The following is a 25110-nucleotide window of genomic DNA, read 5'->3' as shown; positions in this document are numbered from 1 at the left end:
GTCCCTGCGGTCGGCAATACTGGGGTGTCCGGGGGCGATTCGGACAGGGAGGCGCGGTGGGCGGGACGGCCGGATTCGCCGTGGTGGTGTTCGGCGGCCTGGGCGGCGTGGTCGCCTACCTCGCCGGGGTGGTCGGCCTGCGCGACCTCCGGCGGCTGCGCCGGGTCGGCGTCCCGGCCCTGGCCCTGGTGCGCGCCCGCGTCCCCGCCCCGGAGGACCGCGCGCTGCCGCCGCGCCCGCTGCTGCAGTTCGAGACCGAGGACGGCCGGGTGGTGGAGGTCTTCTCCCCCGTCCCGTCCACCCCGCGCCACCCGCTGCCGGACGGCGGCCACGTGCAGGTCCGCTACGACCCGGCCGACCCCCGGCAGGTCCTGGTGGAAGGCCGCGAGCGCAGACCCCTGGAGTACGGCTTCGTGGCGCTCGGGCTGCTGATGGTGCTGGCCGCGATCACACTGGCGGTCGCCGTCCCGTGAGGCTGCCCGCCTGGATCGTCTTCGAGAACGAGGCCGGGTTCGCGATGACGCCGCCGCGCGCCCGCACCTGGGGCCAGCGCGGACACACACACCCGTCGTCCGCGTCCGGGGACGCTCCCGCCGCCGGATCTCGGCGGCGCGCCTTCGTGCCGCGCGCGGCGTGGTCGAGCCGATTCCGCGGCACCGCCGAAACACCGGCGCTCCGGCGGTTCGACCACGGTATTCCGGCGCTCCGGCGCCGGCCGGAACAGCCGAGGCGAATATGACGCCCAGTCATCGGAAAGTCACGCATTTTCATGGTCGGCGCACACCCGCGATATTCGCGGCCCGATTCCCACGGACGGATCTCCGTAGCCGGTTCGTCACGTCCCGCATTCGCTCCGCCCGGAATTCCACGCGCGACACGCGGCCCGCGCGGGCCTTCCGGGTGGGCCTTCGGGCAGTCCTTCAGGCAGGGCTTCAGGCAGGGCTTCCGCGCAGGCCTTCCGGACGGGGCGCGGACACCCGGGCCGTCGGCCCGACCTCGGCTAGACGTCGAGAGCGGCCTCGATGCGCTTGAGACCGTGCCGGGCGAGCGCGAGGTTGGCGCGCGAGCGGTCCAGCGCCAGGTAGAGGAAGAGCGAGCCGTGACTGCGGGTCAGCGGGCGGATCAGGTGGTACTGGGTGCCGAGGGTGATCAGGATGTCCTCGATGACATCGTCGATCGACAGCGCGGCCAAGGCGCGTATCTTCGCACGAACGACCTCGGTGTTGGCGGCGGCCGCAATCTCCAGGTCGAGCTGCTGCCCCCCGCCGAGGAACCCGAGCGACATGCCGCTATCGTAGTCGGCCACAGCCACTCCGATGGCCCCCTCGATGGCCATCGCGTCCTTGAGTGCGTCGTCAATGTTCATGCGCTGTTCGTCCTTTGCGTGACTTCCGGGCAGAACTCCCGTGTGCAGGAACAAAATAGCAAGAAGTCACCGGTTGTGGTCGCCTCGTGAAAATGATGGAATAAAGTACGCTACCGGGGTTCAGAACGTGAAGGGGTACTGGTGCGCGCACTCGAAGCTTCCCTCTCCGATGTGCTCGGCTCCCCCGGAGTGGTCGGCGCCGCGCTCGTCGACGCCGTCACAGGTCTCAGCTACCAGTCCGCCGGGGACCACCGGCTGCTCGGGACCGGGGCCGAACTCGCCGAGCTGACCAACCTGATCGGCGAGCGGCTGTACGAGGCAGGGGCGGAGAGCGAGTTGGAGAGCCTGGTGGTCACCAGCACCCGCCATCACCAGGTCGTCCAGGTGGTGTCCCGGAAGGGCGACCCCCTGCTGCTGGCCACCGTGCTGGACCGGGAACGGACCAACCTGGCGCTGGCCGTCCGCCAGACCGCCGACCGCGCGCAGGACTTGCTGGCATGACCGACCCGTCCCACGACACGGCGCCGCCCGCCATCCCCGCAGCTCCCACGACGCCGGCTCCGCCCACCGCACGCAACGTGCCCGCGCTGCTGCTCGCGCTGCGCCGGACGGAGTTCACCGGCTCGGTCACCGTCTCCAGCGCACCGGGCGGCACGATCCACCTGGAGCAGGGTCTGGTCACCGCGATCGAGACCCCCGGGGCCCCGACCGCCGCGACCCTGCTGCTGAAGTCCCGGCGCGTCGGCGAGGAGGAGTGGGCGTCCGCCGAGGTGGCCGCGTCGGTCGGCCGGCCGACCGGCGCTCCCCCGACCTGGGGCGGCGACCTCGGCGCGGCCCTGGTGGCTCAGGGGTCGATCGGCGCCGCCGAGCTCGAAGCCGTCTGCGCCGCCGCCGCCTTCGACGGGGCCTTCGCCCTGGTGCTGAGCCCGCCCGGCAGTTGGGAGACGGCCGAGGCGGCGCCGCCTGCCAGGATCGCGCTGCGCCCGGGCATCGAGCCGGAGCGGCTCTTCGCGGAGACCGCCCGGCGGACGGCCCTGCTGACCCGCCTCTGGGGACCGCCCGGCGAACTGGCCCGCATCCGGATCCGTCCTGCCGCCCGGGCCGAATCCGGCGCGCTGCGGATCCCGGTCCGCTACCGGGAGATCCTGGCCGCCGCCACCGGCCGCCGCACCGCGCGCGACCTCGGCTTCGCCCTGGGGCGCGGTGTGTTCGCGGTGCTCCTCGACGTCGTACGGATGGACGCCCGGCACCTGCTCCACCGGGAACCGGCGCACCCGGCTCCCCTGGCACCGAGCGTGGCCCCGCGCATGCCGACGAGCGAACCGCCGCCGGCCGATACCGGGCCGCTGCCGCGCCGCGTCCGCAGCGGACGCGGCGCGGGTGGTCCGGGCGGCCCCGGCGGCCCGCCCGCCCGATCCGAGGGAGCGGCGGCAGCTTCCGACGGTCCGCCGAACGCACACCGCGCCGAGCACACCGCGCGTACCGAGACGACCGAGCAGAGTGAGAAGAGCGCACCATGAGCAGCCAGACACCGACCGCCGTACTGGTCGACGAGTTGAAGTCCCTCCGCGACCGGGTCATGGGCATCTCGGAGAGTGTCGTCTCCACCGCCGACGGCCTGTTGGTGGCCGCCGACACGGCTGCCGTCCACCCCGAGTCGGCCGCCGCCCTGTCGGCCGCCATGCTCGGCCTCGGCCGGCGCACCGCGGCCGAGGTCGGCGTGGGCGGCCTGCGCGACGTGGTCACCCGCTGCAACAGCGGCTACGTCGTGGTGCTGGCGATCGGGGAGCAGGCGCTGCTGATGATCCTGGGAGACGAGGGCCTCGACGTCGCCGGCCTGCACCGCGAGTCGCCCGCCACGGTCCGCCGCCTGAGCGAGCTGCTCGGGATGGTCCCCGCGGTCTAGGGCGTGTTTCATAATTCCCGCCGGGCGCGCGACGCCGGGCATCCCGCCTGGACGCACCGGCGAAACGTCCAAGTACGGCCCAGTACGAGGACGCTTCGCCGGCACGCCCAGCCGGGCGCCCAACGCCGCGCGCTGATCCGACGCGAATTATGAAACACGCCCTAGTCCCAACGCCGTTCAGTTACAGCAATCAGGGGCGATCGGGCCGGTCGCCGCACAGGGCCTCGACCAGCCGCCGGGCCCGGGTCTCCTCCGAGAGCAGCGCCTCCACCAACGGCCCGGTTCCCTGCCTGTCCGCCGCGCCGGACAGGTAGGCCTCGACCGCCCGCGGGTCGGCCGCGAGCGGCACCCGCCCGGCGGTGAGCGCGGCGTGGGCCCGGACGTAGTCCAGGCCGAGCCGGGCCAGCCGCACCCCGCCCGCGTGCCGCTCGGCCGGGTCGACGCCGCCCTCGCCGGCCAACTGCGGGTGCCGGCAGGCGACTTCGTGCACGGCGAGAACGGCCAGCAGCACGTGCTCGGTGCCGGGCGCACGGCGGCCGAGGCGCTGCGCCTGCCCGTCGGCCTCCAGCCGGACCCAGGCCATCGGCGCGGCCGCGATGTTCACCTTGGCGAAGCCGGGTACCAGCAGCCGCTTCCAGCGCGGCAACCGGTACGGCGTGCGGCCGAGCAGCGCGTCCCGGGTGGGCCGCAGCAGCGGGTCGAGGTCGTCGAGGTCGTCGGGGGCGCCCGGGGCACCGGGACCGTCCGGCGCGTCGGGGCCGGCGGGCGCCGCCAGTCGCTCCAGCACCGCTCCCGGCGCGACGCCCGCCGCGCGCAGCAGTTCGGCGGCCCGGGCGTGCGGATCGGCGAGCAGGGCGCGCAACAGGTGTTCGGCGCTGAACTTCCGCTCGCCGTCCTGCCCGGCCCGCTCCATGGCACCGGTCAGGGCACGGGCGGCGGCGCCGCTGAGCAGCACGCCGCGCTCCCCGGTCGGGCCGAGCGCGTCGCGGGCCGGCACGCTCGCACCGGCCCCGTCGTCCGAGTCCCAGCGTGTCGCGTCGGCCCCGCCCTGGCGGTCGCGCAGGACGGCGAGCAGGGCGGTCGCGGTCGCCCCGGCGGCCGCCAGGGCCTCGCCGGCCGGGCCCTTCGCCCCGGCGACAGCGGCCAGCAGGTGTTCCGTCCCGAGGCGGCCGTCGCCCCCGCCGCGCGCGCCCCGGGCCGCGCCCAGGACGCCGAGCGTGCGCCAGTCCGGTTCCAACGTCGTCTCCATCCGGCCCCTCCCACCACGATGCTTTGCCCGAACTATATGCCTGCTTTGCTCGCCCTTTACACGTGACCGCGCGTCAAGGAAACGTCAGAACCAGCCGGTTCGGGGCACCGGCAACTCAGGGCGCGGAGGCCGGGTCGGCGGCGCTCACCGGGACGTCCGGGTGGCGGAACCAGGACCCCTGCACCACCCGCTGCACCAGCATCAGCACCGCGCCCAGCAGCAGCGCGCCCAGCCCGATCACCGTCACCCCGCCGACCCGGCCGATGCCCGGCAGGTCGATCGAGGTGGCGCCGTAGCCCGGGTCGGCGTAGACGTCGAAGGCGCCGTAGGCGAAGAAGTACAGCAGCATCAGGCCGCCGGCCAGCGGGAGCACGCCCTTGAAGACGAAGTCCCGGACGCTGCGGGTGAGCGCCCGGCGGTAGTACCAGACGCAGGCGAAGCCGGTCAGGCCGTAGTAGAAGGCGATGCCGAGGCCGACCGAGGCGATCGAGTCGGCCAGCACGTTGCCGCTGATCGCGGTCAGCAGCACGTAGAAGGCGATCGACGCCAGGCCCATCGCGACCGTCGACCAGGTCGGGGTGCGGTGGCGCGGGTGCACCCGGGCGAAGCCGGTCGGGATGGCCCGGTGGGTGGCCATCGAGAAGGTGGTGCGGGCGGTGGGCAGGATCGTCGTCTGGGTGGAGGCGGCGGCCGAGGTCAGCACCATCAGGATCAGCAGCCGGCTGAGCACGACGCCGATCCCGGTGGTGCCGAACACCGCGTCGCCGAGGCCGGACAGCACGTCCCCCGAGTGGGCCGGGTTGCCGAGCCCGATGCCGTCCGCGCCGACCCCGGCGAAGGACTGCGCCGAGGTGGCCACCAGGGCGTAGATGAAGAGCAGCAGCACGGTCGAGATGACCGCCGCGCGGCCGGGCGTGCGCGCGGAGTCGGCGGTCTCCTCGTTGACGGACACGGCGGTGTCCCAGCCCCAGTAGATGAAGACCGCGGCCAGCATGCCGGCGGTGAACGCCGAGGTCGAGGGCACGTTGAACGGGTTGAACCAGGACGCGTCGACCGGGACGGCCGTCGGGGGCGCGGCGGAGCCGTACACCTTGACGAGCGCGGTGACCGAGAAGACGACCAGCATCACCACCTCGACGGCCAGCAGGCGGCGCTGCAGGGTGGCGGACAGCTCGATGCCGACGTAGCAGATCGCGGTCATCAGGACGATCCACACCACCCCGGCGGTGGTCGTCCACGCCCGGCTGCCCGCGAGCGAGTCCAGGCCGACCAGCCGGAAGCCGTACACCCCGGCGATCTGTGCCAGGTTGGCCATCACGATGACGTCGGCGACGACGATGCCCCAGCCGCCCATCCAGCCGGTGCGCGGACCGAACGCCCGGGCGGCCCAGGTGAAGGTGGTGCCGCAGTCCGGGTCGGCGGCGTTGAGCTCCTTGTAGGCGTAGGCGATCAGCAGCATCGGGATGAACGCCAGGACGGTGACCACCGGCGCCTGGAGGCCGACCCCGACCACGACGATGCCGAGGGTCGCGGCCAGGCTGTAGGCGGGGGCGGTGGAGGCGAGGCCGATGCACACCGAGGACAGCAGGCCCAGGGCGCCGCTCTTCAGGCCCTTCTCACCCGCACCGGAACCGGTCGGAGCACCGGCCGGAACACCGATTGGGGGGTTGGTCGGAGAGACCGACACTGGCCCCACCCCCTTGAGTGCGCAGCGGGGGCCGCGAGGACCGATCTGGTCGTCTCAGCGTAACGCCGCCCGCAGCGGGCGGCCCGGGGCGGCGGGCGGCCCGGGGGCGGCGGGGCTTCCAGGGTGAACGGACGACACGCGGCGCGGACGGTGGTGCGGTCACGGCGGTGCCCGCCTGGCTCGGCGGACCCGCTGTCCGAACGGCGACCGCTCCGCCGCCACGGCGCCGCGCGCCTCCTACCTGTTTTCCACCGGTTGCCGAGGGCTCCGGAGTACCGGCCGGAGCCCTGGTTTCGGTGTGGTCCGCCCGCCGGCCCGAAGGCCGGTGAGGGACCGTCTCTGGGGTTTCACCCGAGCTGGTCGAGGCGCAGCCGCGCCACCCGGACCGTCCGGCGCGGCAGGGCGGTGGGCAGGGCCACCAGCAGGGCGGTGACGGTGAACATCGCGAAGTGCGAGCCCTCCGGCCAGAGCCCGGACCAGCCCAGTTCGCCGCGCCGGTGCTCGGCGAAGGCGTTGCAGCACAGCCAGGCCGCCAGCCCGATCAGCGGCGCCGCCCGGGGCCGGGAGAAGCCCCCGAGGATTCCGCACAGGGCGAGGTAGGCGGCGAAGGCGAGCCAGCCGGAGTGCAGTTCACCGAGCCCGCCGAGTGCCATCGACAGGACGCCGCCGGCGAGCAGGGCCACCGTGCCCGAGGTCGGGGTGGAGAGCCGTTCCAGGACCGGGTGGTAGCGCCGCCCGCCGGGCCGGGTCGCGTACATCCGCACGAACTAGCCCTTCGCGACGACGAGTTCGGGCGCCGGGCCGACCGGCAGGTGCCACCGGGTGCGCCGGTGCAGCGCCTCCAGGTCGTGCAGCAGCTCGGGCACCGGGACGGTCAGCACCGGGCAGCCCGCCTCGCGCGCGCAGTGCGCCGTGACCGAGCGCCGCAGCCGGCGGCGCAGCAGGCCGCCGCTCTGGCCGAGGACCAGCAGGTCGTCCGGCCGGTCGGCGGCCCGGACGAGGGCCGGCCCGGTCTCGCCGCGGATCACCAGCGGGCGCAGCGGCACGCCGGGGTCGGCGCCGCCGAACGCCGCATCGAGGGCGTCCCGCAGTCGCTGCTCGGCGGCCTCCCGCACCGCCGCGAGCAGCGGCGGGCACGGCGAGCGACGGTAGCCGAGTTCGCCGCCGGGCGGCTCCCAGGCCAGTGCCGGGACGAGTTCGGCGCCACGGCGGCGGGCCTCCGCCACGCCGCGGTGCAGGGCGGCCAGGCTGCCCAGCGATCCGCTGACCCCGACCACCACCCTGCCGGTGCCGCTGCCCTCGTGCCGCCCGTTGCCGTGCATGGTCCGTCCTCGCGTCGTCGTTCCGTACCTGGCGTGTCGCCTGGTGTCTCGTCCTCCACCCAACCGCCGCGCCGACCGCCCGCCGCCCGTCCTTGACGCCTTCCTGACGCCCCGGGCCGCCTTCCCAACGCGGTCCATACGCGGACCGCCCGCCCACCTCCCGTCCACCAACCGCGCGCCGACCGCCCGACCTCCCGACCTCCCGACCTCCCGACCGACCACCCGGCTGCGCGACGGCGCCGAACCGGACCCGCCGGGGCCGGAGTCCCGGCGCCGCCGACTGCTGCGCCGGGAGGAGGAGGCCACCGCGATCGGCGCGCCGCTCCAGGAGTCCGGCCTGGTCGAGGACGACGCGCCCTACGCCGGGTGCGGGGCGCGGGCGAGGTCGAGGGTGTAGGCGGTCCCGCCGGCGGGGGACGGTTCGGCGGTGAGCTCGCCGTTCATCGCCTCGACGAAGCCCCGCGCCACGGTGAGGCCGGTGCCGTCGGCAGCCGGGCCGGGGGCCGTCACCCGGAGGCGGACCCGCCCGGCCACCGTGCCCGCGTCCACCAGGGCGGGCCGGGCGGCCCCCGCCAGGATGTCCGCGAGGGCGCGTTCCAGCAGGCCGGCGTCGGCGAGCACGGGCGGCAGGCCGTCCGGGAGCGCGAGGCGCACACCGCCCCGCTCGCCCGGCAGGGCGGCCAGCGCGGCGGCGAGCACCGGGGCCAGCGCCGTGGGGCGCAGCAGCACCGGTTGCTCGCCGGCCCGCAGCCGGTCGAGGTCCAGCAGGTCGGCGACCAGGCGTTCCATCCGCCGCACCTCGGCGGCGATCCGCCGCCCCGGCGGCCCCGGCAGGTCGGCGGCCTCGCGGCGCAGCACGGCGAGCGGGGCACGCAGGTCCTGTCCGACGGCCTCCAGCAGCGCGGTGTGCAGGGCGTCGGTGTGGGCGAGGGTCTCGGCGGCCGCGGCCTGGGCGGCCAGCCGTTCGCGCTCCCGGGCCAGTCGCAGCTGGGTGACGTAGGGGCCGAGCAGCCGGGTGTCCTCCTCGGTGAGCGCCGGTCCGCGCAGCGCCAGGACGGCGTCCGGGCCGAGGTCGACGGCGAGCGAGGCCTCCTCGGGGCGTTGCGGGAGGGCGGTGCCGGAGGCTGCGACGGGGCGCCAGGCCTGGCCGGTGCGGACCAGGACGACGGCGCCCTCCAGGCCGAACACCTGGCGCAGGTCGGCGACCAGGTCGGGCAGTGCGCGGGCACCGGACTCGACCGCCGCGCCGGCCAGCCGGGCCAGCACCGCCGCCTCGGCGCGGGCCCGGTCGGCCTGCTGGGAGCGGCGGGTGAGGACGTCGATGAGGTGGGAGATGATCCCGGCGACGGCGAGGAAGAGCAGCAGCGCGGCGAGGTCGGCGCCGTGGGTGACGGCGAGGCTGTGCCAGGGCACGGTGAAGAAGTAGTCGGCGGCGAGCGCCCCGGCGGCGGTGCTGGCGGCGGCGGGCAGCAGGCCGCCGAGCCGGGCGGTGGCGGCGACGGCGAGCAGCAGGCAGAGCAGGGCGCCGGGGAGGGCGAGCGAGTCGCGCAGCGGGGAGAGCGCCCAGGCCAGGGCGGCCGTCGCGGCCGGGCCGGTGAGCCAGGCCAGGCGTCGGCGGCGCACCGGGACGGCGGCCGGGCGGCGGCGCCGGGGTGCGGGCGGGACGGCCAGCAGGCCGGGCTGGGGCGGGGGGACGACCCGGACGTCGATCGGGCCGGCCAGCCGGATGACGCGGTTGATCACCGAGCCGGAGACCAGTTCGCGCAGGCGGCTGCGGCTGGTCGGGCCGAGCAGGATCTGGGTGGCGCTCTCGGCGTGGGCGAAGTCCACCAGGGCGCGGGCGGCGTCGTTGCCGTCGACCTCGATGTAGCCGCCGTGGAGCTCGTGCAGCAGGGCGCGCTGTCCGGCGAGGGCGGGCGGCTCGTGGACGGTGGTGCCGTCGTCGGGCCGGACGTGCACGCCGATCAGGTCCCCGTGCACCCGGGTGGCGGTGCGGGCGCCGCGGCGGATCAGGTGCTCGCCCTGCGGGGCCCCGTTGAGGGCGACGACGATGCGTTCCTTGGTCTCCCAGGGTGCCCGGATGCCGTGCCGGGCGCGGTAGTCGGCGAGTTCCTCCTCGACCCGGTCGGCCAGCCAGAGCAGGGCGAGTTCGCGCAGGGCGCCGAGGTTGCCGGCCCGGAAGTAGTGGTCGAGGGCGATGTCGATCCGGTCGGGCGGGTAGATCGCGCCCTGGGCCATCCGGGTGCGCAGGGCCTGCGGGCTGAGGTCGACGAGTTCGATCCGGTCGGCGGCGCGGACCACCTCGTCGGGGATCCGCTCGCGCTGGGCGACGCCGGTGATCTGCTCGACGACGTCGTTGAGGCTCTCCAGGTGCTGGATGTTGACGGTGGTGGCCACGTCGACGCCGGCGTCGAGGAGTTCCCGGACGTCCTGCCAGCGTTTGGCGTGGCGGCTGCCGGGGGCGTTGGTGTGGGCGAGTTCGTCGACGAGCGCGAGCTGCGGGCAGCGGGCGAGCAGGGCGTCGACGTCGAGTTCGGTGAGGGTGGTGCCGCGGTGGCCGACGGTGCGGCGGGGCAGCACGGGCAGGTCGCCGAGCTGGTGTTCGGTGCCCCGGCGGGCGTAGGTCTCGACCAGTCCGACGACGACGTCCAGGCCTTCGTCGTCGCGCAGCCGGCGGCCCTCGGCGAGCATGGCGCACGTCTTGCCGACCCCCGGCGCCGCCCCCAGGAACACCCGCAGTCGTCCGCTCACCGCCGTGCCGCCACCTCCTCGGTGTCCATGCTGCGCCCGGAGGCGGGGGCGCGCGAGAGGGGAACCACCGTAAGATCCGGATGGTGCTATCGTCATTAGCACCATGTTGCTGAAGCTGGACACCGGCGACGCCCGCCCCCTGCACGAGCAGGTGGCGGGCGCGATCAGACGGGCCGTCGCCGAGGGCGAGTGCGCCCCCGGGGACAGACTGCCGCCGGCCCGGGAGCTCTCCCGGGCGCTGGGGGTGAACACCAACACCGTCCTGCGCGGGCTGCGCACGCTGCGCGACGAGGGCGTGCTGGAGTTCCGCCGGGGCCGGGGCGTCACGGTCGCCGCGGAGGCCGACACGCGCTCCGAACTGGCCGAGCGAGTACGACAGTTGGTCGCCGACGCGGCCCGGTCTGGCTACAGCAGGAACGATCTCGTGGACATGATCAGGGGGATGTCGTGACGGACGAGGGACTCATAGCGAAGGAGCGCCGGGAGCCCGGGGCGGGGCGCGGCGCGCTCTGGGGCGCGGTGGCCTGGTCGGCCGGCGTCCTGGCCCTGCTGATCACGCTGCCGTGGGCCGCGCGCAACCGGCTGCCGGACCCGCTCGCCACCCACTGGAGCGGGCAGGATCCGGACGGCTCCATGTCGCTGACGGCGGCCGCGCTGTTCCCGGCGGCGGTCTGGCTGGTGCTGGTGCTGGCGACCGCGGTCGCCCGCCGGTTCCCGGCCTTCTCGGCGCGCGGCGCCACCGGGGCGACGCTGGCCGCCGGCGGCGTGCTCCTGACGGGGGCGCAGACCTCCGTCGTGCACGCCAACCTGGACCGCGCCCGCTGGCAGGAGGCCGCGCCGATGGGCTTCGAGGTGGTCGCCCTGATCGTGGCGGCGGGCCTGGCCGGCCTGCTGACCTGGCTGGCTGTCCGCCCGCGCGGCGACTCCCCCGCCGGGGCGCGCCCGGCGACCGGGGCGCCGACGCTGGCGGCCGCGCCGGGCGAGCAACTGGTCTGGCTCTCCCGGGCCGCCAACCCGTGGCTGCAACTGACCTCGGCCGTCCTCGCCCTGGGTGGGCTGGTCGGCGTGCTGGCCCCGGCCAGCGGGCTGATCGCGCTCAACTGGTCGCTGATCGTGCCGTTCGCCTCCACCTCCGTCATCGTCCTCGGCTGCTCCTCGGTCACGGCCCGGGTGACCGCCGACGGCCTGTCCGTCGGCTTCGGCCCGTTCGGCCGGCCCGCCCGGCGCTGGCACCCCGCCGACCTGGACTCGGCCCGCGCCGAGTTGCGCACCCCCGCCCAGGCCGGCGGCTGGGGCTACCGCGTCAACGGCCTGGGCACCACCGTGATGCTGCGCCGCGGCGTCTGCCTGGTGGTCCGCACCCGGCGCGGCCGCGAGTTCGCCGTGAGCGTCGACGACGCCGAGCGCGGCGCGGCCCTGCTCAACTCCCTCATCGCCAAGGCCGCCAGCCCCATCAGCTGACCCCCGTCCCGCGCCCGGGGCCCATCCCTGGGGTCCGTCTTCAAACCGCCCGTTCCGGTGGTGTGGGCAGGGGCCGCGGCGTGGGTACACCAGCTGACAGCTGCTCATTGTGCAGAGGGCAAGGAGGCGTCCGTGACCGACGAACGGCGGACGGCAGGAACCCCGGGGCGCGACGCGGTCGACGCCCGGGGAGACACCAACCAGGACGAACGGACCATCACCTTCCTACGACTCGGCGTCGGGCTGATCGGCATTCTGCTGCCGCTCGCACTCCCCCTGGGGAACTGGCTGTTCGCCGAGCTCAGGGGCCAGAGCACGGCGGGGTTCTGGCCGGCCTCGATGAGCGGCTCGTACTACACCAGCACCCGGAACCTCTTCGTCGGCGGCCTGTGCGCGCTCGGGGTGTTCCTGATCTGCTACCGCTTCGACCGCCGGGACGACCGCTGGAGCACCGCCGCCGGCGTGTTCGCGCTCGGGGTCGCCCTGTGCCCGACCGCCCCGCAGGGCGCCACCGCGTTCCAGAGCGCGGTCGGCCTGCTGCACTACGCCTTCGCCGGACTGCTGCTGTTCGTCCTGGCGATGTTCTGCGTCCACTCCTTCCGGAACCCGCGCTCCGCGCAGCCGCCCTGGGTCAGCCGGGCCTACCTGGCGGCCGGGGTGCTGACCCTGGTGCTCCTGCTGCTCGCCGTCGTCGCCGGGGCGGCCGGCCTCGGCAAGGACTGGGCCGTCCACCCGCTGTACCTCTGCGAGTGGTTCTCGACCTGGGCCTTCGGTGCCGCCTGGACCGGCGCCGCACTCGAACTCGCCGCCGCCGGTCGATCGTACGGACACCACCCCGTTCTCCCGGGGCAGTCCGGCTCCCCCGCCGCCGGCAGCCCGGCCGCCCAACCCTAGGCTCCGCCCGGTCGCCGGCGCAGCGGGAAGCCCGAACCCTGAGCAATCGTCATCTTGTCGTACCAGAACACCGTTACCATGCGCACCAAGGCCCGCCATCGGGGCGGCCGGTGACGGAACCCCAGCAACGGGAGGACAAGCATGTCGAACGAGGTCCGGGCAGGGCGCGGTCCGCAGGAGGAGTACCCGTCGGTGGATCTGCGGATGGACGTACCGCACTCGGCGCGGGTCTACGACTACCTCATCGGCGGCAAGACCAACTTCGAGGCGGACCGCGTCGCCGCGCACGCCTCGGTGCAGGCCTGGCCGTCGCTGCCGATCTCCATGCGCACCACCCGCGACTTCATGCAGCGCGCCGTCCGCCACCTCACCGAGGAGTACGGCGTCCGGCAGTTCCTGGACATCGGCACCGGCATCCCCACCTCGCCCAACGTCCACGAGATCGCCCAGGCGATCACCCCGGACGCGCGGGTCGCCTACGTCGACAACGACCCGATCGTGCTCACCCACGCGCGGGCCCTGATGTCCAGCACGTCGCAGGGCCGCACCTGTTACGTGGACGCCGACTTCCGCGACCCGGATTCGATCATCCAGAACCCCCGGCTGCGCGAGGTCCTCGACCTCTCCCAGCCGGTGGCGCTGTCGCTGATCGCCATCGTCCACTTCGTGCTCGACGAGGACGACCCGCAGGGCATCGTGCGCCGATTCATGGACGCCCTGGCGCCGGGCAGCTTCCTCGCCCTGACCGTGTTCACCGGGGACACCGACCCGGTGGGCGTGGGCGGCGTCGGCCGGGAGTACAACGCGCGCGGCATCCCGCTGCAGATCCGCGACCAGAAGGAGACCGCGGCCTTCTTCGACGGCTACGACCTCCTCGACCCCGGCGTCAGCCTGGTCCACCACTGGCGCCCGGACGCCGGGGCCGCGCCGATCCGCGACCAGGACATCGCGATGTACGCGGGCGTGGCGATCAAGCGCTGAGCCGGCGGGCGTCAGCCGGGGACGGAGACCAGGCCCGCCTCGTAGGCCAGGATGACGAGGTGGACCCGGTCGCGGGCGTCGAGCTTGGCGAGCAGCCTGGTCATGTAGGTCTTCACGGTGGCGATGCTGAGGACCAGGTCCGCGGCGATCTCGGTGTTGGACAGGCCCCGGCCGACCAGGGTGAGGATCTCCCGCTCCCGGTCGGTGATCGCGCCCAGCCTCCGGGCGGCCGGGGTCGGCGCCGACGCGGCCTCCGCCGGCACGGCCGGGCCCGGCGCCGGCCGCTGGTCCGCGAAGGAGGAGATCAGCCGGCGGGTGACGCTCGGGGCGATCAGGGCGTCCCCGGCGGCCACCACCCGGACGGCGGCGAGGATGTCGTCCAGCGCCATGTCCTTGACCAGGAAGCCGGACGCCCCGGCGCGCAGCGCCGCGTACACGTGGTCGTCGTCGTCGAAGGTGGTGAGCACGACGACCCTGGTCGGCCCGCCGCCCCCGGTGATCAGGCGGGTGGCCTCGATGCCGTCCATGCCGGGCATCCGCAGGTCCATCACGACCACGTCGGGCCGCAGTTCGCCGACCAGCCGGACGGCCTCGGCGCCGGTGCCGGCCTCGCCGACCACCTCGACGTCGGCGGTCTCGGTGATGACCATCTCCAGCGCGGCCCGGACCAGCGGCTGGTCGTCGACCAGCAGGACGCGGGTCATGCGTTCACCTCCACGGGGATCGGCAGTCGGGCGGCGACCCGGAAGCCGCCCTCGGGGCGCGGCCCGGCCTCGAACTCGCCGTCCAGCAGGCCGACCCGCTCGCGCAGCCCGGCCAGGCCGAAGCCGCCGCCCCGAGCGGTGCTGGTACCGGTGCCGGTACCGGTACCGCGGCCCCGGTCGGTGATCTCCACGGCCACCTCGCCCGCCGTGCGGCGGTCGACCAGCACCCGGCAGGAGCGGGTGCCCGCGTGCCGCACCACGTTGGTGACGGACTCCTGGATGACGCGGAACGCCGAGAGGTCGATCTCCGGTGGCAGCGGGCCCTGTTCGCCCCGCCGCCGGACCTCGACCCGGACGCCGGCGGCGGTGGTCGCGGCGGCCAGCCGGTCGAGGTCGGCCAGGCCCTGTCCGGTGGATCTTGTCGGGTCAGCGAGATCCGCCGGACAGGGACTGGGGCCCTGCGGGGTGATCGCCGACGTCTCGCCGTCGGCCCGGCGCAACGCGACGAGCATCCGGCGCAGCCCGGCCAGGGTCTCCCGGCCGGCGTTCTCGATCTCGGCCAGCGCCTCCCGGGCCCGGTCGGGGCGGGTGTCGATGACCCGGCGGGCGGCGCCGGCCTGAAGGGCGACGATGCCGATGGTGTGGGCGACGGTGTCGTGCATCTCGCGGGCGATCCGCAGCCGTTCGGCGGTCACCGCCTCGCCGGCCGCCCGCTCGCCCAACGCCCGGGCGTGCTCACGGCTCTGCCGCACCGAGCGGCCGACCAGCCAGGCGACCAGGGCGAGCAGCGCGGCGCCGTCGGCGGAGCCGATGTGGGTGCCGGTGAAGATGCCGACGGTGTTGCCGCGCACCAGGCCGATGTGCAGCACGAGCAGGCCCATCACCAGCGCGAACGCGGCCCGCGAGCTGCGGCGCGGCCGGGTGGCGGTGATCAGGCAGAGCGCGACGTCCACGGCCAGCAGCGAGGCCGGCGGCACCTGGGTGCCGGCGGCCCAGCCGTCGGTCTCCGTGAAGGTGGCGACGAACAGCAGGGCGACCGCGAGCACCGGCAGGCGGCGCACCAGCGCGGCGCCGGCGAAGGCCACCACCGTGGTGGCCAGGGTGAAGGACAGGCCGCCGTGGGCGGCGGCCCCACCGTGGTACCGGGCGTTGCCGCCGAGCAGGACGGCGGGGTAGGCCGCGGCTACGCACCAGGCGAGCCCGACCCAGACCTCGGGCGGGATGCGCCGGAACAGGGGCGGAGAGGGCGTCGCAAGCATACGAAGATCGTATCGACGGGCCGAGTCGCCGTCATCGGACCGTGGTTGTACGGCCGGGGGTGACAGCCGGGGCCCGCGGTGTCAGCGCCGGTCCGATGCGGCGGCCCGGCCCCGCCCGGCACCGTTGAGCCCATGATCGAAGTCACCGAGCTGACCAAGCGCTACGGCCGCACCACCGCCGTCGAACGCCTCACCTTCACCGTCCGGCCCGGCCGGGTGACCGGCTTCCTGGGCCCCAACGGCGCGGGCAAGTCCACCACCCTGCGGCTGATCCTCGGCCTCAACGACCCGACCGGCGGCACCGCCACCGTCGGCGGCCACCCGTTCCGGGCGCGGCCGCGCGGGCTGCGCCACGTCGGCGCGCTGCTCGACGCGGGCGACGTCCACGGCGGGCGCACCGGTGCGGCCCACCTGCGGGCGCTGGCCCGCGCCAACGCGATCCCGGCCGCGCGGGTGGACGAGGTGCTCGCCGAGGTCGGCCTCGGCAAGGCCGCCGGGCGCCGGATCGGCGGCTACTCGCTGGGCATGAAGCAGCGGCTCGGCATCGCCGGCGCGCTGCTCGGCGACCCGCCGGTGCTGCTGTTCGACGAGCCGCTCAACGGCCTCGACCCGGAGGGCGTGCTGTGGGTGCGCGGCCTGTTCCGCCGCCTCGCCGAGGAGGGGCGGACGGTCTTCGTCTCCAGCCACATGATGGCCGAGATGGAGCACACCGCCGACCGCCTGGTGGTGATCGGCCGGGGCCGGCTGATCGCCGACGAGAGCCTCACCGAGTTCGCCGCCCGGGCCGGCCGCGGCGGAGTCACCGTCCGGGCGGCCGAACCCGACCGGCTGGCGGCCGTGTTGACCGCGGCGGGCGCCGGCGTCCGGCCCGGCCCGGACGGCACCCTCGCCGTGACCGGCCTGGACGCCACCCGGATCGGCGAACTCGCCCTGGAGCAACGCCTGTTGCTGCACGCCCTGACCACCCGCTCCGCCTCCCTGGAGGAGGCGTTCATGGAACTGACCGCCGACAGCGTCGACTACCTCGCCGGAGAGCCCCGATGACCACCCCGACCCCGACCCCGACCCCGGCCGCTCCTTCGACCGGCGCCGACACCACCGCGCGCACCCGCTTCCGCGATCTGCTGGCCGCCGAGTGGATCAAGTTCTGGTCCCTGCGCTCGACCACCTGGGTGCTGGGCCTGAGCGCCCTGTTCATCATCGCCGCCAACCTCAAGGCGGCCCGGTACACCTACGACCACTACACCGTCGGCGACGGCGATCCGGCGACCATGCTGCAGGTCGCGCTCGGCGACTCCTTCACCATGATCGCCGCCGACGTCGTGATGATCGTCGCGGGCAGCGTCGGCGCGCTCGTCCTGGTGGGCGAGTACGCGAGCGGGCTGATCCGCACCACGCTGGTGGCCGTCCCGGACCGCCGGGCCGTGATCGCCGCCAAGGCCTGCGTGCTGACCGCGGTCATGCTCGGCTACGGCGCCGTCACCGCCGGCGTCTCCTTCGGCGCCTGCCAGGCGGTCCTCGCCGACACGCACATCGGCGTCTCCGTCACCGACCCCGCCGCGCTGCGCTTCGTCGCGGCCGCCGTCCTGTTCGCCCCGGTCTGCGCCCTCGCCGGATTCGCCCTCGGCGCGCTGATCCGGCACACCGCCGGAGCCGTGGTGGGCACCGTCCTGGTGCTGTTCTTCCTGCCCGCGTTCTTCAACGAGCGCTACCGCTGGTCGGCCGACCTCCTGCACGCCATGCCGCTCCAGGCCTGGCGCCGCCTGGCCCAGGCCGACCAGGCGCACACGCTCCCCTCGGCCCACCCGGCCACCGTCGCCGGCTCCTGGGCCACCTTCGCGCTCTGGGCGCTCGCCTCGGTGGTGGTCGCCGCGACCGTCATCCAGCGCCGCGACCACTGACCCGCCGTCCGGCGGGCGCCGCCGGGAACGGCGCTCACCCGTCGCGCCGGTCCGCCACGACATCGGCCAAGGCCACCAGCAGCGCCGCCAGGACCAGGCCCGCCGCCACCGTGACGCCCAGTTGGAAGGCCAGCGTCCAGTCCGGGTGCGGGCCCTGGGCGTGGGCGAAGAAGACCGAGCCGACGACGGCGATGCCGACCGCCGAGCCGACCCGCTGGGCGGTCTGCATCACGCCGCCCGCGCTGCCCGCGCGGGCGATCGGCACCCACTGGAGGGTCAGGGTCTGGTTCGGGGCGACCACCAGCCCGCTGCCCACCCCGGCGACCAGCAGCGGCGCGACCGTCGCCCAGCCGATCGCCGCCCCCGCCCACAGCTGCACCGCCAGGGCCGAGGCCAGCAGACCGACCAGCACCAGCAGCAGGCCGAGCACCACCAGCCGGCGGCCGAGCCGGTGCACCAGCCGTCCGCCGATCGCCGCGGACACGCCCGAGCCGACCGCGAACGGCGTGATCGCCAGGCCCGCCGTCAGCGCCGAGTAGTGCAGGCCCGCCTGGAGGTACAGCGTGAAGATGAAGAAGATCGCGGTGAACCCGGCGAAGTACACCAGCGACAGCCCCACCCCCGCCGCGTACGGGCGCACCGCGAACAGGGCCATGCTCACCAGCGGCTCCCGCCGCCGCGCGTAGTACCGCTCCCAGCCGACGAAGGCCCCCAGCAGCACCGCGGCCAGCGGCAGCAGCAGCCAGCGCGCCGCGCCGTGCCACTGCTGCGCCTGGACGAACGGCAGCAGCAGCGAGACCGTCCCGGCGCCGAGCAGCAGCACCCCGACCGGGTCGAAGTCCCGGTGCCCGGCCCGCTCGGCCGCCGGCGGGGGCGGCGGGAGCAGCCGGTAGGCGATGGGCAGGGCGGCGACGCCGATCGGCAGATTGACCAGGAACACCCAGCGCCAGCCGTTCTGCGGGCCGAACAGGTGGATCAGCAGGCCGCCCATCAGCGGGCCGACGGCCGTGGACAGTCCGATGGTCGCGCCGAGCGCGCCGAAGGCCCGGCCGCGTTCGGCACCCTGGAACAGGACCTGGATGAAGCCGGAGACCTGCGGCACCAGCACCCCGCCGGCCGCGCCCTGGAACAGCCGGGCCAGCACCAGCCACTCCTGGTTCTCCGCCGCCCCGGCCAGCGCGCTGGCCGCGGTGAACAGGGCGAGCCCGGTGAGGAAGACGGCCCGTCGGCTGCGGGCGTCGCCGAGCCGCCCGGACGGGACCAGCACCAGGCCGAAGGCGAGCGCGTAGCCGCTCAGCACCCACTGCAGGCCGCTGTCGGACATGTGCAGTCCGACCCGCACGGTCGGCAGGGCGACGTTGACGATGCTGACGTCCAGCAGCGTCATGAACCCGGCGACCAGGCAGACCGTCAACGCCCGCCAGCGCCTCGCCTCGGCCCGCCTGCCCGCGGCGCTCGCGCCGGGCTTCCGTTCCGGGGTGCTGCACGGGGGTTGGGCCGTCATGGGAGCACCTTCCGGGCGTCCGGCGGTCGTCTGGCTTCGCGTCCGGCGGCCGGCCGTCGTCCGGCCTTCCCGCCCGCCGCGCGGACCCCCTCCGAACGGCCATCCTGGACGGCGCCGCCCCGGCGCCGCCAGCCGGGCTGCGCCGCCCGCGCCACCGCTCACCCGGACGGCCGAACCCGTTCGCGGCCTTCCCCGGCGCCCCGGAGGCTGGGCACATGAGCGAGCGAAGCACGAGGGTCCCCCCGGCCGGAGGCCGGGGGAGAGTCGTCAAGGGGCGCGCGTGGGTGGATGCCGCCGACGAGCGCAGCGAGGCGGGCGCATGAACGCCGCCACCGAAACCCCGCCGACCGCCCCGCCGGTGCTGGACGTCCGGCAGCGCAACGTCGTCTTCGCCACCATCGTGCTCGGCATGCTGCTGGCCGCGCTCGACCAGACCATCGTCGGCACCGCGCTGCCCACCATCGTCGCGGACCTCGGCGGGGCCGCGCACATGTCGTGGGTGGTGACGGCCTACCTGCTGGCCGAGACGGTGGCCACCGTGCTGGCCGGCAAGTTCGGCGACCTGTACGGGCGCAAGCTGCTGTTCCAGGTCTCGGCGGTCGTCTTCATCACCGGCTCGTTCCTCTGCGGCCTGGCGACCAACATGACGCTGCTGATCGCCTGGCGGGCGCTCCAGGGCATCGGCGCGGGCGGCCTGATGGTGACGGCCATGGCCCTGATCGCGGACGTCATCCCGCTGCGCGAGCGCGGCAAGTACCAGGGCGCGATCGGCGCGGTGTTCGGCGTGGCGACGGTGATCGGGCCGCTGCTGGGCGGGCTGTTCACCGACCACCTGTCCTGGCGCTGGGCGTTCTACGTCAACGTGCCGATCGCGATCCTGGTGGTGATCGCGGCCGCCCGAACGATCCCCTCGGTGCGCTCCGCGGCGCGCCCGGTGATCGACTACCTGGGGATCGCGCTGGTCTCGGTCGGCGCCAGCGCCCTGATCCTGGCGACCAGTTGGGGCGGCAACGAGTACGCCTGGGGCTCCGGGGTGATCATCGCCCTGTTCGCCGGCGGCGCCGTCGCGCTCGGGCTGTTCTGCTGGGTGGAGAGCAGGGCCGTCGAACCGATGCTGCCGATGCGGCTGTTCCGGAACCCGGTGTTCGCGGTCTGCTCGGTGCTCAGCTTCATCGTCGGCTTCGCGATGCTCGGCGCGCTGACCTTCCTGCCGACCTTCCTGCAGTACGTCGACGGCGACTCGGCGACCGTCTCCGGGGTGCGGACGCTGCCGATGGTGATCGGGCTGCTGCTCGCCTCGATCGCCAGCGGCAACGTCGTCAGCAAGACCGGCAGGTACCGGGTGTTCCCGATCGTCGGCACCCTGGTGATGGCCGTCGGCCTCTACCTGCTCTCCCGGCTCGAACCCGGCACGGGCACCGCGCTCGCCTCCCTCTACATGTTCGTGCTCGGCGTCGGCATCGGGCTGAGCATGCAGGTGCTCACCATCGCCGTGCAGAACACCGTCGACTACGCGGACCTCGGCACCGCCACCTCCGGGGTGACCTTCTTCCGCACCATCGGCAGTTCCTTCGGCACCGCCGTGTTCGGCACCATCTACGCCAACAGCCTCAAGACCGAACTCACCGAGGGCGTGGCCTCCTCCGCCCGCCTCACCGGCGCGGACCCGGCCCTGCTCGCCCGGGCCGCCGAGAGCCCGCAGGGCCTGCACCGGCTGCCCGCCGCGCAGGCGGCCCCGATCGTCCAGGCCTACTCCGACGCCCTGCACACCGTGTTCCTGTGGACGGTGCCGGTCGCCCTGGTCGGGTTCGTGGTCGCGCTCTTCCTCAAGCAGGTGCAGCTGCGGGACACCGCCCGGGCCGGCTCCACCGACATGGGCGAGGGCTTCGCCCAGCCGACCACCAGCGACTCCGACCCGCACCTGGAGTACGCCGTCGGCAAGATCGTCCGCGGCGTGGACCTCGACACCGTCCGCTCGATCGTCGACGACGCCGACACCCGGGTCGACCTGGCCGGGGCCTGGGCGCTGATGGAGGTCGCCGGCCACACCAAGGCCGTCGGCCAGGCCTCTCTGGACCTCATCGCCGCCCGCAAGCGGGTGCCGCCCGAGGTCCTGGAGCCGGTCTTCGACCGGATGGCCGCCGAGGGCTACCTCACCCGCGACGGCGACCGGCTCTCCCCCACCGAGGCCGGATCCCAGGAGGTCCGCGTCCTCGCCCAGGCCTGGTCGGACTGGCTCAACGCCCGGCTGGACGCCGACGCCGGCCGCCCGCGCAGCCCCCAGCTGCGCACCGCGGCGACCGCCATCGCCTGGCGCCTGATGGTCGAGGACCTCGCCAACGGCCTTCCGGCCCACGCCCGTTCGAAGGTCACCGCCAGAACCTAGGGATTGTCAGACACGCCCCAGCTAGAGCCTCCGCGCCAGGATCAGTTCGCGCCGCACGCCGTCGGCCATCAGGTCACCGGGCTCGTCGGTCTCGGTGAAGCCGTTGCGGAGGTAGAGGGCGATGGCCGCGTCGTTGTCGGGGTTCACCGCCAGCTTGAGGGTGGTGAACCCCTGCCCGGCGGCCCAGCGGGCGATCGCGCCGATCAGCCGGTCCCCCACGCCCCGGCCGCGCGCCGCCGGGCCGACCCACAGGGAGATCAGCTCGGCGGCGGTCCCGTCCTCGTCGGCCGGGACGCCACTGGCCATCGCGGCCGGGCGGCCGTCCAGCACCGCGACCAGGTCGAGGGCACCGGGGATCTCCAGGCGGGAGCGCCAGCGGGCCTCGTGGTCGCCGGCGCCCTGCCAGTCGGCCAGGGTGGAGCCGAAGGCGTACGGCGCCTCGGTCAGCGCGGCCAGGCGCAGTTCGCGCCAGAGCGCCCAGTCGTCGGAGGTGAGCCGGCGCAGTTCGGGTTCGCGCAGTTCGGGTTCGTGCAGTTCGGACATGGTGCGGACCTTGCCGCAGACCGGACGGCGGGGCAAGCCGATTACCCCGGGTCAGCCCGCGAGCGGCGGGTTGAGACGGGCGAAGGCCTCCTGCCGGCGGTAGGGGAAGTACGGGTAGGGCGCGGTGCGGGCACTGGCCGCGTCGAGCCGGGCGGCCTGCTCGTCGGTCAGCGACCAGCCGACCGCGCCGAGGTTCTGCCGCAACTGCTCCTCGTTGCGGGCGCCGATGATGACCGAGGAGACGGTCGGGCGGCGCAGCAGCCAGTTGATGGCGACCTGCGGGACGGTGCGGCCGGTCTCGGCGGCGATCCCGTCGAGCGCGTCGACCACCCGGTACAGCAGTTCGTCCTCGACCGGCGGGCCGTAGTCGGCGGTGTCGTGCAGCCGGCTGCTGGCCGGGAGCGGCTGGCCGCGCCGGATCCGGCCGGTGAGGCGGCCCCAGCCGAGCGGGCTCCACACCAGGGCGCCGACGCCCTCCTCCTGGGCGAGCGGCATCAACTCCCACTCGTAGTCGCGGCCGACCAGCGAGTAGTAGACCTGGTGGGCGGCGTAGCGGGGGCGGCCGTAGCGCTCGGCGACGGCGAGGGACTTCATCAGCTGCCAGCCGGAGAAGTTGGAGACGCCGATATAGCGGATCTTGCCGGCCCGGACGAGGTCGTCGAGGGTGGCCAGCACCTCCTCGATCGGGGTGCCGGCGTCGTAGGCGTGCAGTTGGAAGAGGTCGAGGTAGTCGGTGTCGAGGCGGCGCAGCGCGTCGTCCACGGCCCTGGTGAGGCGGGCTCGGGAGGTGCCGGCGTCCTGCGGGCCGTCGCCGGTCGGCAGGCCGGCCTTGGTGGAGACGAGCACCTGGTCGCGGCGGCCGCGGATGGCCTGGCCGAGGACCTCTTCGGAGGCGCCGTCAGAGTAGATGTCGGCGGTGTCGAACAGGGTGACTCCGGCGTCGATGGCGATGTCGAGCAGGCGGCGGGCCTCCTGGACGTCGGTGGTGCCCCAGGCGCCGAACAGCGGTCCGCGGCCGCCGAAGGTGCCGGTGCCGAGGCTGAGCGTCGGGACCTTGAGGCCGGACGAGCCGAGTCGGCGGTATTCCATGGCGGTTGCCGTGCCGGTTCCGGCGCTGGTTGCCGTGCTGGTTTCCATGGCAGTTCTCCCCTCGGAGCCCTTAACGGGACTCCCATTCCGTTAGGATGACTCGACCCTAACAGAGCCCGTCGACCTAATGGAACAGGAATCCCGTTAATGACTGCCGAGTCCTCCGCGCCGGACGCTCCAGGCACCCCGGGCACCCCGGAGACCCCCACCCCCGGGACGCGGCGCCCCGGCGGGCGCACCGCCCGGGTCCGCGCCGCCGTCCTGCGGGCCGCCGAGGACGCCCTGGTCGAGCACGGCTTCAGCGGCCTCGACCTCGGCAACGTCGCCCAGCGGGCCGGGGTCGGCCGGACCACCGCCTACCGCCGCTGGGGCACCACCACCGCACTGGTCGCCGACCTGCTCGCGGAGATGGCCGAGCAGTCCCTGCCGCGCGCCCGCAGCGGCTCCCTCGCCGAGGACCTGCGGGCCAACGCCCGGCTGGTCCAGCACACACTGGCCGATCCCCGACAGGGGGCGCTGTTCCGCGCGGTGATCGTGGCCGCCACCTGTGACCCGGGCGCCGCCGAGGCGCTGCGGCGCTTCTACCTGCGCCGGGTCGAGGAGTGGGCGCTGTGCGTCACCGAGGCCGTCGAACGCGGCGAACTCCCGCCGGACACCGACGCGTTCGAGGTGGTCCGGGCCGTCTCCGCGCCGCTCTACTACCGGATGCTCACCACCGCCGAGCCGCTCGACGAGGCCGCCGCCGACCGTGCCGCGGCCGCCGCCGAGGCGGCCGCCCGGGCGGGGGCGTACCGGCGGGAGCGCGCCTGACAACGCCTGACAGTGCCTCACAACGTCCGAGAACGCCGCCGGCCGTGCAGTTCGACGAACTGCACGGCCGGCGGGAAGGCGGACGGTCCAGGGGCGCCCTGGGGAACGGCCTAGAAGAAGCTGTCGTCGTCGCCCTCGTAGTAGTTGTTCACGACCACCTCGGGCGTGTCGTCGCTGAACGCCTCGTTGAGCAGCGCGCCGCCGACCAGGCCGGCCGCGCCCGCGCCGATCAGCGCGCCGGTGCCGAAGCGGCGCCCGCCCTGGCCCGGCTGGCCCTGAGCGGGCTGGCCCTGGCCCGGCACCTGCGGGTAGCCCTGCTGGACCGGCTGCGGGTAGCCCTGCTGCGGGGTGTAGAACGGCGGCACAGTGGTCTGCACCCGCTGGGCGCAGGCGGCGCAGGTCTCGATCTGGCGCGGCACGCCCCACTGCGGCGACCACAGCACCGCCGTCGAGCCGAGGCCGTGCGAGGGGTCGAAGAAACACGTCACGGGGGAACTCCCTGGTCCTGGCTGGGTCATCGGGACAGCGGGCGCCACGGCGGGTACGGCGGGCGCCATGGCCGGCGCGGCGGGCACGACCGGAGCCGGCGGAGGCGCGGCGGGCGCGGGCGCGGGGGCGGCGGGCGCCGGTTGCAGGACGTCCACCCCGAAGTCGGCGGCGATGCCCGCGAGCCCCGACGCGTACCCCTGCCCGACGGCCCGGAACTTCCAGTCCGCACCGTGCCGGTAGAGCTCGCCGAACACCATCGCCGTCTCGCTGCCCGCCTCGGCCGCCACGTCGTAGCGGGCCGTCTCGGCGCCGCCCTCCGGGTCGGTGAGCCGGATGTACGCGCCGCGGACCTGGCCGAAGCTCTGGCGCCGCTGCGTCGCGTCGTAGACCGCGACCGCGAAGACGATCTTCTCCACCCCGGCCGGGACGTCCGCGAGCCGGACGTCGATCCGCTCCCGGTCGTCGCCGCCACCGGCGCCGCCCTGGTGGCGGACCGAGCCGTCCGGGCTCTGCAGGTTGTTGAAGAAGACGAAGTGCTGGTCCGAGACGACCTTCCCGGAGGCGTCGCAGAGCAGGGCGCTGGCGTCCAGGTCGTACCCGGCGCCGGCCGTCCAACCGAGGCCGACCCGCACCACCCGCAGCCCGGGGGCCTGCTTGCCCAGGGAGACGTTGCCGCCCTTCGTCAGGGCCACACTCATGGGACTCCTCCGCAACCGTTCGAATTACCGCTGTTTCCGCTGTTCGACCACGACAACGCTGTAGAACTCGCGCCGGTTCCCGACCGCCCGTCAGGACCGGACGGGACGTT

General features: G+C 74.7%; 24 protein-coding genes and 1 pseudogene. 13 read left to right on the top strand and 12 right to left on the bottom strand.

The window, feature by feature from the left end; genetic code table 11:
- Positions 1–56: 56 nt before the first annotated feature.
- Positions 57–473: a DUF3592 domain-containing protein gene (locus ACIPLC_RS10505; RefSeq protein WP_400472557.1), complete on the top strand. Its 417-nt coding sequence runs from the start codon at positions 57–59 to the stop codon at positions 471–473.
- Between the two features lie 527 nt (positions 474–1000).
- Here the strand turns inward: ACIPLC_RS10505 and ACIPLC_RS10500 are convergent.
- Entirely contained in the window at positions 1001–1366 is a 366-nt protein-coding gene (locus ACIPLC_RS10500; RefSeq protein ID WP_363587517.1) for a hypothetical protein, read from the bottom strand.
- 141 nt (positions 1367–1507) lie between these two features.
- On the opposite strand from ACIPLC_RS10500, the gene ACIPLC_RS10495 reads away from it, so the two are divergent.
- The 3 genes from ACIPLC_RS10495 to ACIPLC_RS10485 are packed head-to-tail and all read left to right on the top strand — an operon-like array spanning position 1508 to position 3272.
- Positions 1508–1867 carry a hypothetical protein gene (locus ACIPLC_RS10495; RefSeq protein WP_363587515.1) on the top strand — a complete coding sequence of 120 codons (360 nt, stop codon included), beginning with the start codon at positions 1508–1510 and terminating at the stop codon, positions 1865–1867.
- A complete protein-coding gene (locus ACIPLC_RS10490; protein ID WP_400472556.1) occupies positions 1864–2886 on the top strand; it encodes a hypothetical protein in 1023 nt (340 codons plus the stop codon). Before ACIPLC_RS10495 ends, ACIPLC_RS10490 begins: the two co-directional genes overlap by 4 nt.
- The gene (locus ACIPLC_RS10485) at positions 2883–3272 is read left to right on the top strand and encodes a roadblock/LC7 domain-containing protein (protein WP_400472555.1); all 390 of its coding nucleotides are present in this window, start codon (positions 2883–2885) and stop codon (positions 3270–3272) included. Before ACIPLC_RS10490 ends, ACIPLC_RS10485 begins: the two co-directional genes overlap by 4 nt.
- A gap of 190 nt (positions 3273–3462) precedes the next feature.
- Here ACIPLC_RS10485 and ACIPLC_RS10480 read toward each other — a convergent pair whose 3' ends face one another.
- The 4 genes from ACIPLC_RS10480 to ACIPLC_RS10465 all read right to left on the bottom strand — a co-directional run bounded on the left by ACIPLC_RS10480 (position 3463) and on the right by ACIPLC_RS10465 (position 7530).
- The gene (locus ACIPLC_RS10480) at positions 3463–4521 is read right to left on the bottom strand and encodes a Clp protease N-terminal domain-containing protein (RefSeq protein WP_400472554.1); all 1059 of its coding nucleotides are present in this window, start codon (positions 4519–4521) and stop codon (positions 3463–3465) included.
- Between the two features lie 115 nt (positions 4522–4636).
- Complete coding sequence (locus ACIPLC_RS10475; RefSeq protein ID WP_400472553.1) at positions 4637–6208, bottom strand: APC family permease; 1572 nt, start codon at positions 6206–6208, stop codon at positions 4637–4639.
- A gap of 347 nt (positions 6209–6555) precedes the next feature.
- Positions 6556–6972, bottom strand: a complete 417-nt coding sequence (locus ACIPLC_RS10470) for a hypothetical protein (protein ID WP_400472552.1) — start codon at positions 6970–6972, stop codon at positions 6556–6558.
- A 3-nt stretch (positions 6973–6975) separates the two neighbouring features.
- Positions 6976–7530, bottom strand: a complete 555-nt coding sequence (locus ACIPLC_RS10465) for a universal stress protein (RefSeq protein WP_400472551.1) — start codon at positions 7528–7530, stop codon at positions 6976–6978.
- A gap of 43 nt (positions 7531–7573) precedes the next feature.
- On the opposite strand from ACIPLC_RS10465, the gene ACIPLC_RS10460 reads away from it, so the two are divergent.
- A complete protein-coding gene (locus ACIPLC_RS10460; RefSeq protein WP_400472550.1) occupies positions 7574–7927 on the top strand; it encodes a hypothetical protein in 354 nt (117 codons plus the stop codon).
- Here ACIPLC_RS10460 and ACIPLC_RS10455 read toward each other — a convergent pair.
- Positions 7888–10281, bottom strand: coding sequence for a DUF4118 domain-containing protein (locus ACIPLC_RS10455; protein ID WP_400472549.1), 2394 nt, complete (start codon positions 10279–10281; stop codon positions 7888–7890). The two genes, ACIPLC_RS10460 and ACIPLC_RS10455, sit on opposite strands and share 40 nt — an antisense overlap.
- Positions 10282–10384: 103 nt before the next feature.
- Here ACIPLC_RS10455 and ACIPLC_RS10450 point away from each other — a divergent pair, with 103 nt between their 5' ends.
- The 4 genes from ACIPLC_RS10450 to ACIPLC_RS10435 all read left to right on the top strand — a co-directional run bounded on the left by ACIPLC_RS10450 (position 10385) and on the right by ACIPLC_RS10435 (position 13617).
- Positions 10385–10732: a GntR family transcriptional regulator gene (locus ACIPLC_RS10450; RefSeq protein ID WP_400472548.1), complete on the top strand. Its 348-nt coding sequence runs from the start codon at positions 10385–10387 to the stop codon at positions 10730–10732.
- Positions 10729–11742 (top strand): DUF1648 domain-containing protein, encoded by a 1014-nt coding sequence (locus ACIPLC_RS10445; RefSeq protein WP_400472547.1) that lies wholly within the window; start codon positions 10729–10731, stop codon positions 11740–11742. Before ACIPLC_RS10450 ends, ACIPLC_RS10445 begins: the two co-directional genes overlap by 4 nt.
- Before the next feature lie 132 nt (positions 11743–11874).
- Complete coding sequence (locus ACIPLC_RS10440) at positions 11875–12636, top strand: hypothetical protein (protein ID WP_400472546.1); 762 nt, start codon at positions 11875–11877, stop codon at positions 12634–12636.
- Positions 12637–12777: 141 nt separating this feature from the next.
- Positions 12778–13617, top strand: coding sequence for an SAM-dependent methyltransferase (locus tag ACIPLC_RS10435; RefSeq protein ID WP_400472545.1), 840 nt, complete (start codon positions 12778–12780; stop codon positions 13615–13617).
- Positions 13618–13628: 11 nt separating this feature from the next.
- Here the strand turns inward: ACIPLC_RS10435 and ACIPLC_RS10430 are convergent, their stop codons facing one another.
- A complete protein-coding gene (locus ACIPLC_RS10430; protein ID WP_400472544.1) occupies positions 13629–14321 on the bottom strand; it encodes a response regulator in 693 nt (230 codons plus the stop codon).
- Entirely contained in the window at positions 14318–15580 is a 1263-nt protein-coding gene (locus ACIPLC_RS10425) for a sensor histidine kinase (RefSeq protein ID WP_400472543.1), read from the bottom strand. Before ACIPLC_RS10425 ends, ACIPLC_RS10430 begins: the two co-directional genes overlap by 4 nt.
- A gap of 132 nt (positions 15581–15712) precedes the next feature.
- On the opposite strand from ACIPLC_RS10425, the gene ACIPLC_RS10420 reads away from it, so the two are divergent.
- On the top strand, positions 15713–16624 hold the full coding sequence (locus ACIPLC_RS10420; RefSeq protein WP_400472542.1) for an ABC transporter ATP-binding protein: 912 nt from the start codon (positions 15713–15715) through the stop codon (positions 16622–16624).
- Positions 16621–17481 (top strand): ABC transporter permease, encoded by an 861-nt coding sequence (locus tag ACIPLC_RS10415; RefSeq protein WP_400472541.1) that lies wholly within the window; start codon positions 16621–16623, stop codon positions 17479–17481. Before ACIPLC_RS10420 ends, ACIPLC_RS10415 begins: the two co-directional genes overlap by 4 nt.
- 34 nt (positions 17482–17515) lie before the next feature.
- Here the strand turns inward: ACIPLC_RS10415 and ACIPLC_RS10410 are convergent, their stop codons facing one another.
- Entirely contained in the window at positions 17516–18985 is a 1470-nt protein-coding gene (locus ACIPLC_RS10410) for an MFS transporter (RefSeq protein ID WP_400472540.1), read from the bottom strand.
- A 319-nt stretch (positions 18986–19304) separates the two neighbouring features.
- Here ACIPLC_RS10410 and ACIPLC_RS10405 point away from each other — a divergent pair, with 319 nt between their 5' ends.
- Positions 19305–21371, top strand: a complete 2067-nt coding sequence (locus ACIPLC_RS10405; RefSeq protein ID WP_400472539.1) for an MDR family MFS transporter — start codon at positions 19305–19307, stop codon at positions 21369–21371.
- A 21-nt stretch (positions 21372–21392) separates the two neighbouring features.
- Here ACIPLC_RS10405 and ACIPLC_RS10400 read toward each other — a convergent pair whose 3' ends face one another.
- Positions 21393–21914 (bottom strand): GNAT family N-acetyltransferase, encoded by a 522-nt coding sequence (locus tag ACIPLC_RS10400; RefSeq protein WP_400472538.1) that lies wholly within the window; start codon positions 21912–21914, stop codon positions 21393–21395.
- A 51-nt stretch (positions 21915–21965) separates the two neighbouring features.
- Entirely contained in the window at positions 21966–23003 is a 1038-nt protein-coding gene (locus tag ACIPLC_RS10395; protein ID WP_400472688.1) for an aldo/keto reductase, read from the bottom strand.
- Between the two features lie 147 nt (positions 23004–23150).
- Between ACIPLC_RS10395 and ACIPLC_RS10390 the strand changes: the two genes are divergently transcribed.
- Positions 23151–23813, top strand: a complete 663-nt coding sequence (locus tag ACIPLC_RS10390; RefSeq protein WP_400472537.1) for a TetR/AcrR family transcriptional regulator C-terminal ligand-binding domain-containing protein — start codon at positions 23151–23153, stop codon at positions 23811–23813.
- 635 nt (positions 23814–24448) lie between these two features.
- Here ACIPLC_RS10390 and ACIPLC_RS10385 read toward each other — a convergent pair.
- Positions 24449–25000 (bottom strand): annotated as a pseudogene (locus tag ACIPLC_RS10385) (TerD family protein); the annotation flags it as partial.
- Between the last annotated feature and the right edge of the window lie 110 nt (positions 25001–25110).

This window comes from Kitasatospora sp. NPDC086801, assembly GCF_044745805.1.
GTDB lineage: Bacteria > Actinomycetota > Actinomycetes > Streptomycetales > Streptomycetaceae > Kitasatospora.
This window is presented reverse-complemented; position numbering and strand designations above follow the sequence as displayed.

Bases quoted from the DNA above. Each gene is read 5' to 3' on its own strand.
- ACIPLC_RS10500 (WP_363587517.1), bottom strand. From the start codon at position 1,366: ATGAACATTGACGACGCACTCAAGGACGCGATGGCCATCGAGGGGGCC.
- ACIPLC_RS10490 (WP_400472556.1), top strand. From the start codon at position 1,864: ATGACCGACCCGTCCCACGACACGGCGCCGCCCGCCATCCCCGCAGCT.
- ACIPLC_RS10485 (WP_400472555.1), top strand. From the start codon at position 2,883: ATGAGCAGCCAGACACCGACCGCCGTACTGGTCGACGAGTTGAAGTCC.
- ACIPLC_RS10480 (WP_400472554.1), bottom strand. From the start codon at position 4,521: ATGGAGACGACGTTGGAACCGGACTGGCGCACGCTCGGCGTCCTGGGC.
- ACIPLC_RS10465 (WP_400472551.1), bottom strand. From the start codon at position 7,530: ATGCACGGCAACGGGCGGCACGAGGGCAGCGGCACCGGCAGGGTGGTG.
- ACIPLC_RS10450 (WP_400472548.1), top strand. From the start codon at position 10,385: ATGTTGCTGAAGCTGGACACCGGCGACGCCCGCCCCCTGCACGAGCAG.
- ACIPLC_RS10435 (WP_400472545.1), top strand. From the start codon at position 12,778: ATGTCGAACGAGGTCCGGGCAGGGCGCGGTCCGCAGGAGGAGTACCCG.
- ACIPLC_RS10430 (WP_400472544.1), bottom strand. From the start codon at position 14,321: ATGACCCGCGTCCTGCTGGTCGACGACCAGCCGCTGGTCCGGGCCGCG.
- ACIPLC_RS10425 (WP_400472543.1), bottom strand. From the start codon at position 15,580: ATGCTTGCGACGCCCTCTCCGCCCCTGTTCCGGCGCATCCCGCCCGAG.
- ACIPLC_RS10420 (WP_400472542.1), top strand. From the start codon at position 15,713: ATGATCGAAGTCACCGAGCTGACCAAGCGCTACGGCCGCACCACCGCC.
- ACIPLC_RS10415 (WP_400472541.1), top strand. From the start codon at position 16,621: ATGACCACCCCGACCCCGACCCCGACCCCGGCCGCTCCTTCGACCGGC.
- ACIPLC_RS10410 (WP_400472540.1), bottom strand. From the start codon at position 18,985: ATGACGGCCCAACCCCCGTGCAGCACCCCGGAACGGAAGCCCGGCGCG.
- ACIPLC_RS10405 (WP_400472539.1), top strand. From the start codon at position 19,305: ATGAACGCCGCCACCGAAACCCCGCCGACCGCCCCGCCGGTGCTGGAC.
- ACIPLC_RS10400 (WP_400472538.1), bottom strand. From the start codon at position 21,914: ATGTCCGAACTGCACGAACCCGAACTGCGCGAACCCGAACTGCGCCGG.
- ACIPLC_RS10395 (WP_400472688.1), bottom strand. From the start codon at position 23,003: ATGGAATACCGCCGACTCGGCTCGTCCGGCCTCAAGGTCCCGACGCTC.
- ACIPLC_RS10390 (WP_400472537.1), top strand. From the start codon at position 23,151: ATGACTGCCGAGTCCTCCGCGCCGGACGCTCCAGGCACCCCGGGCACC.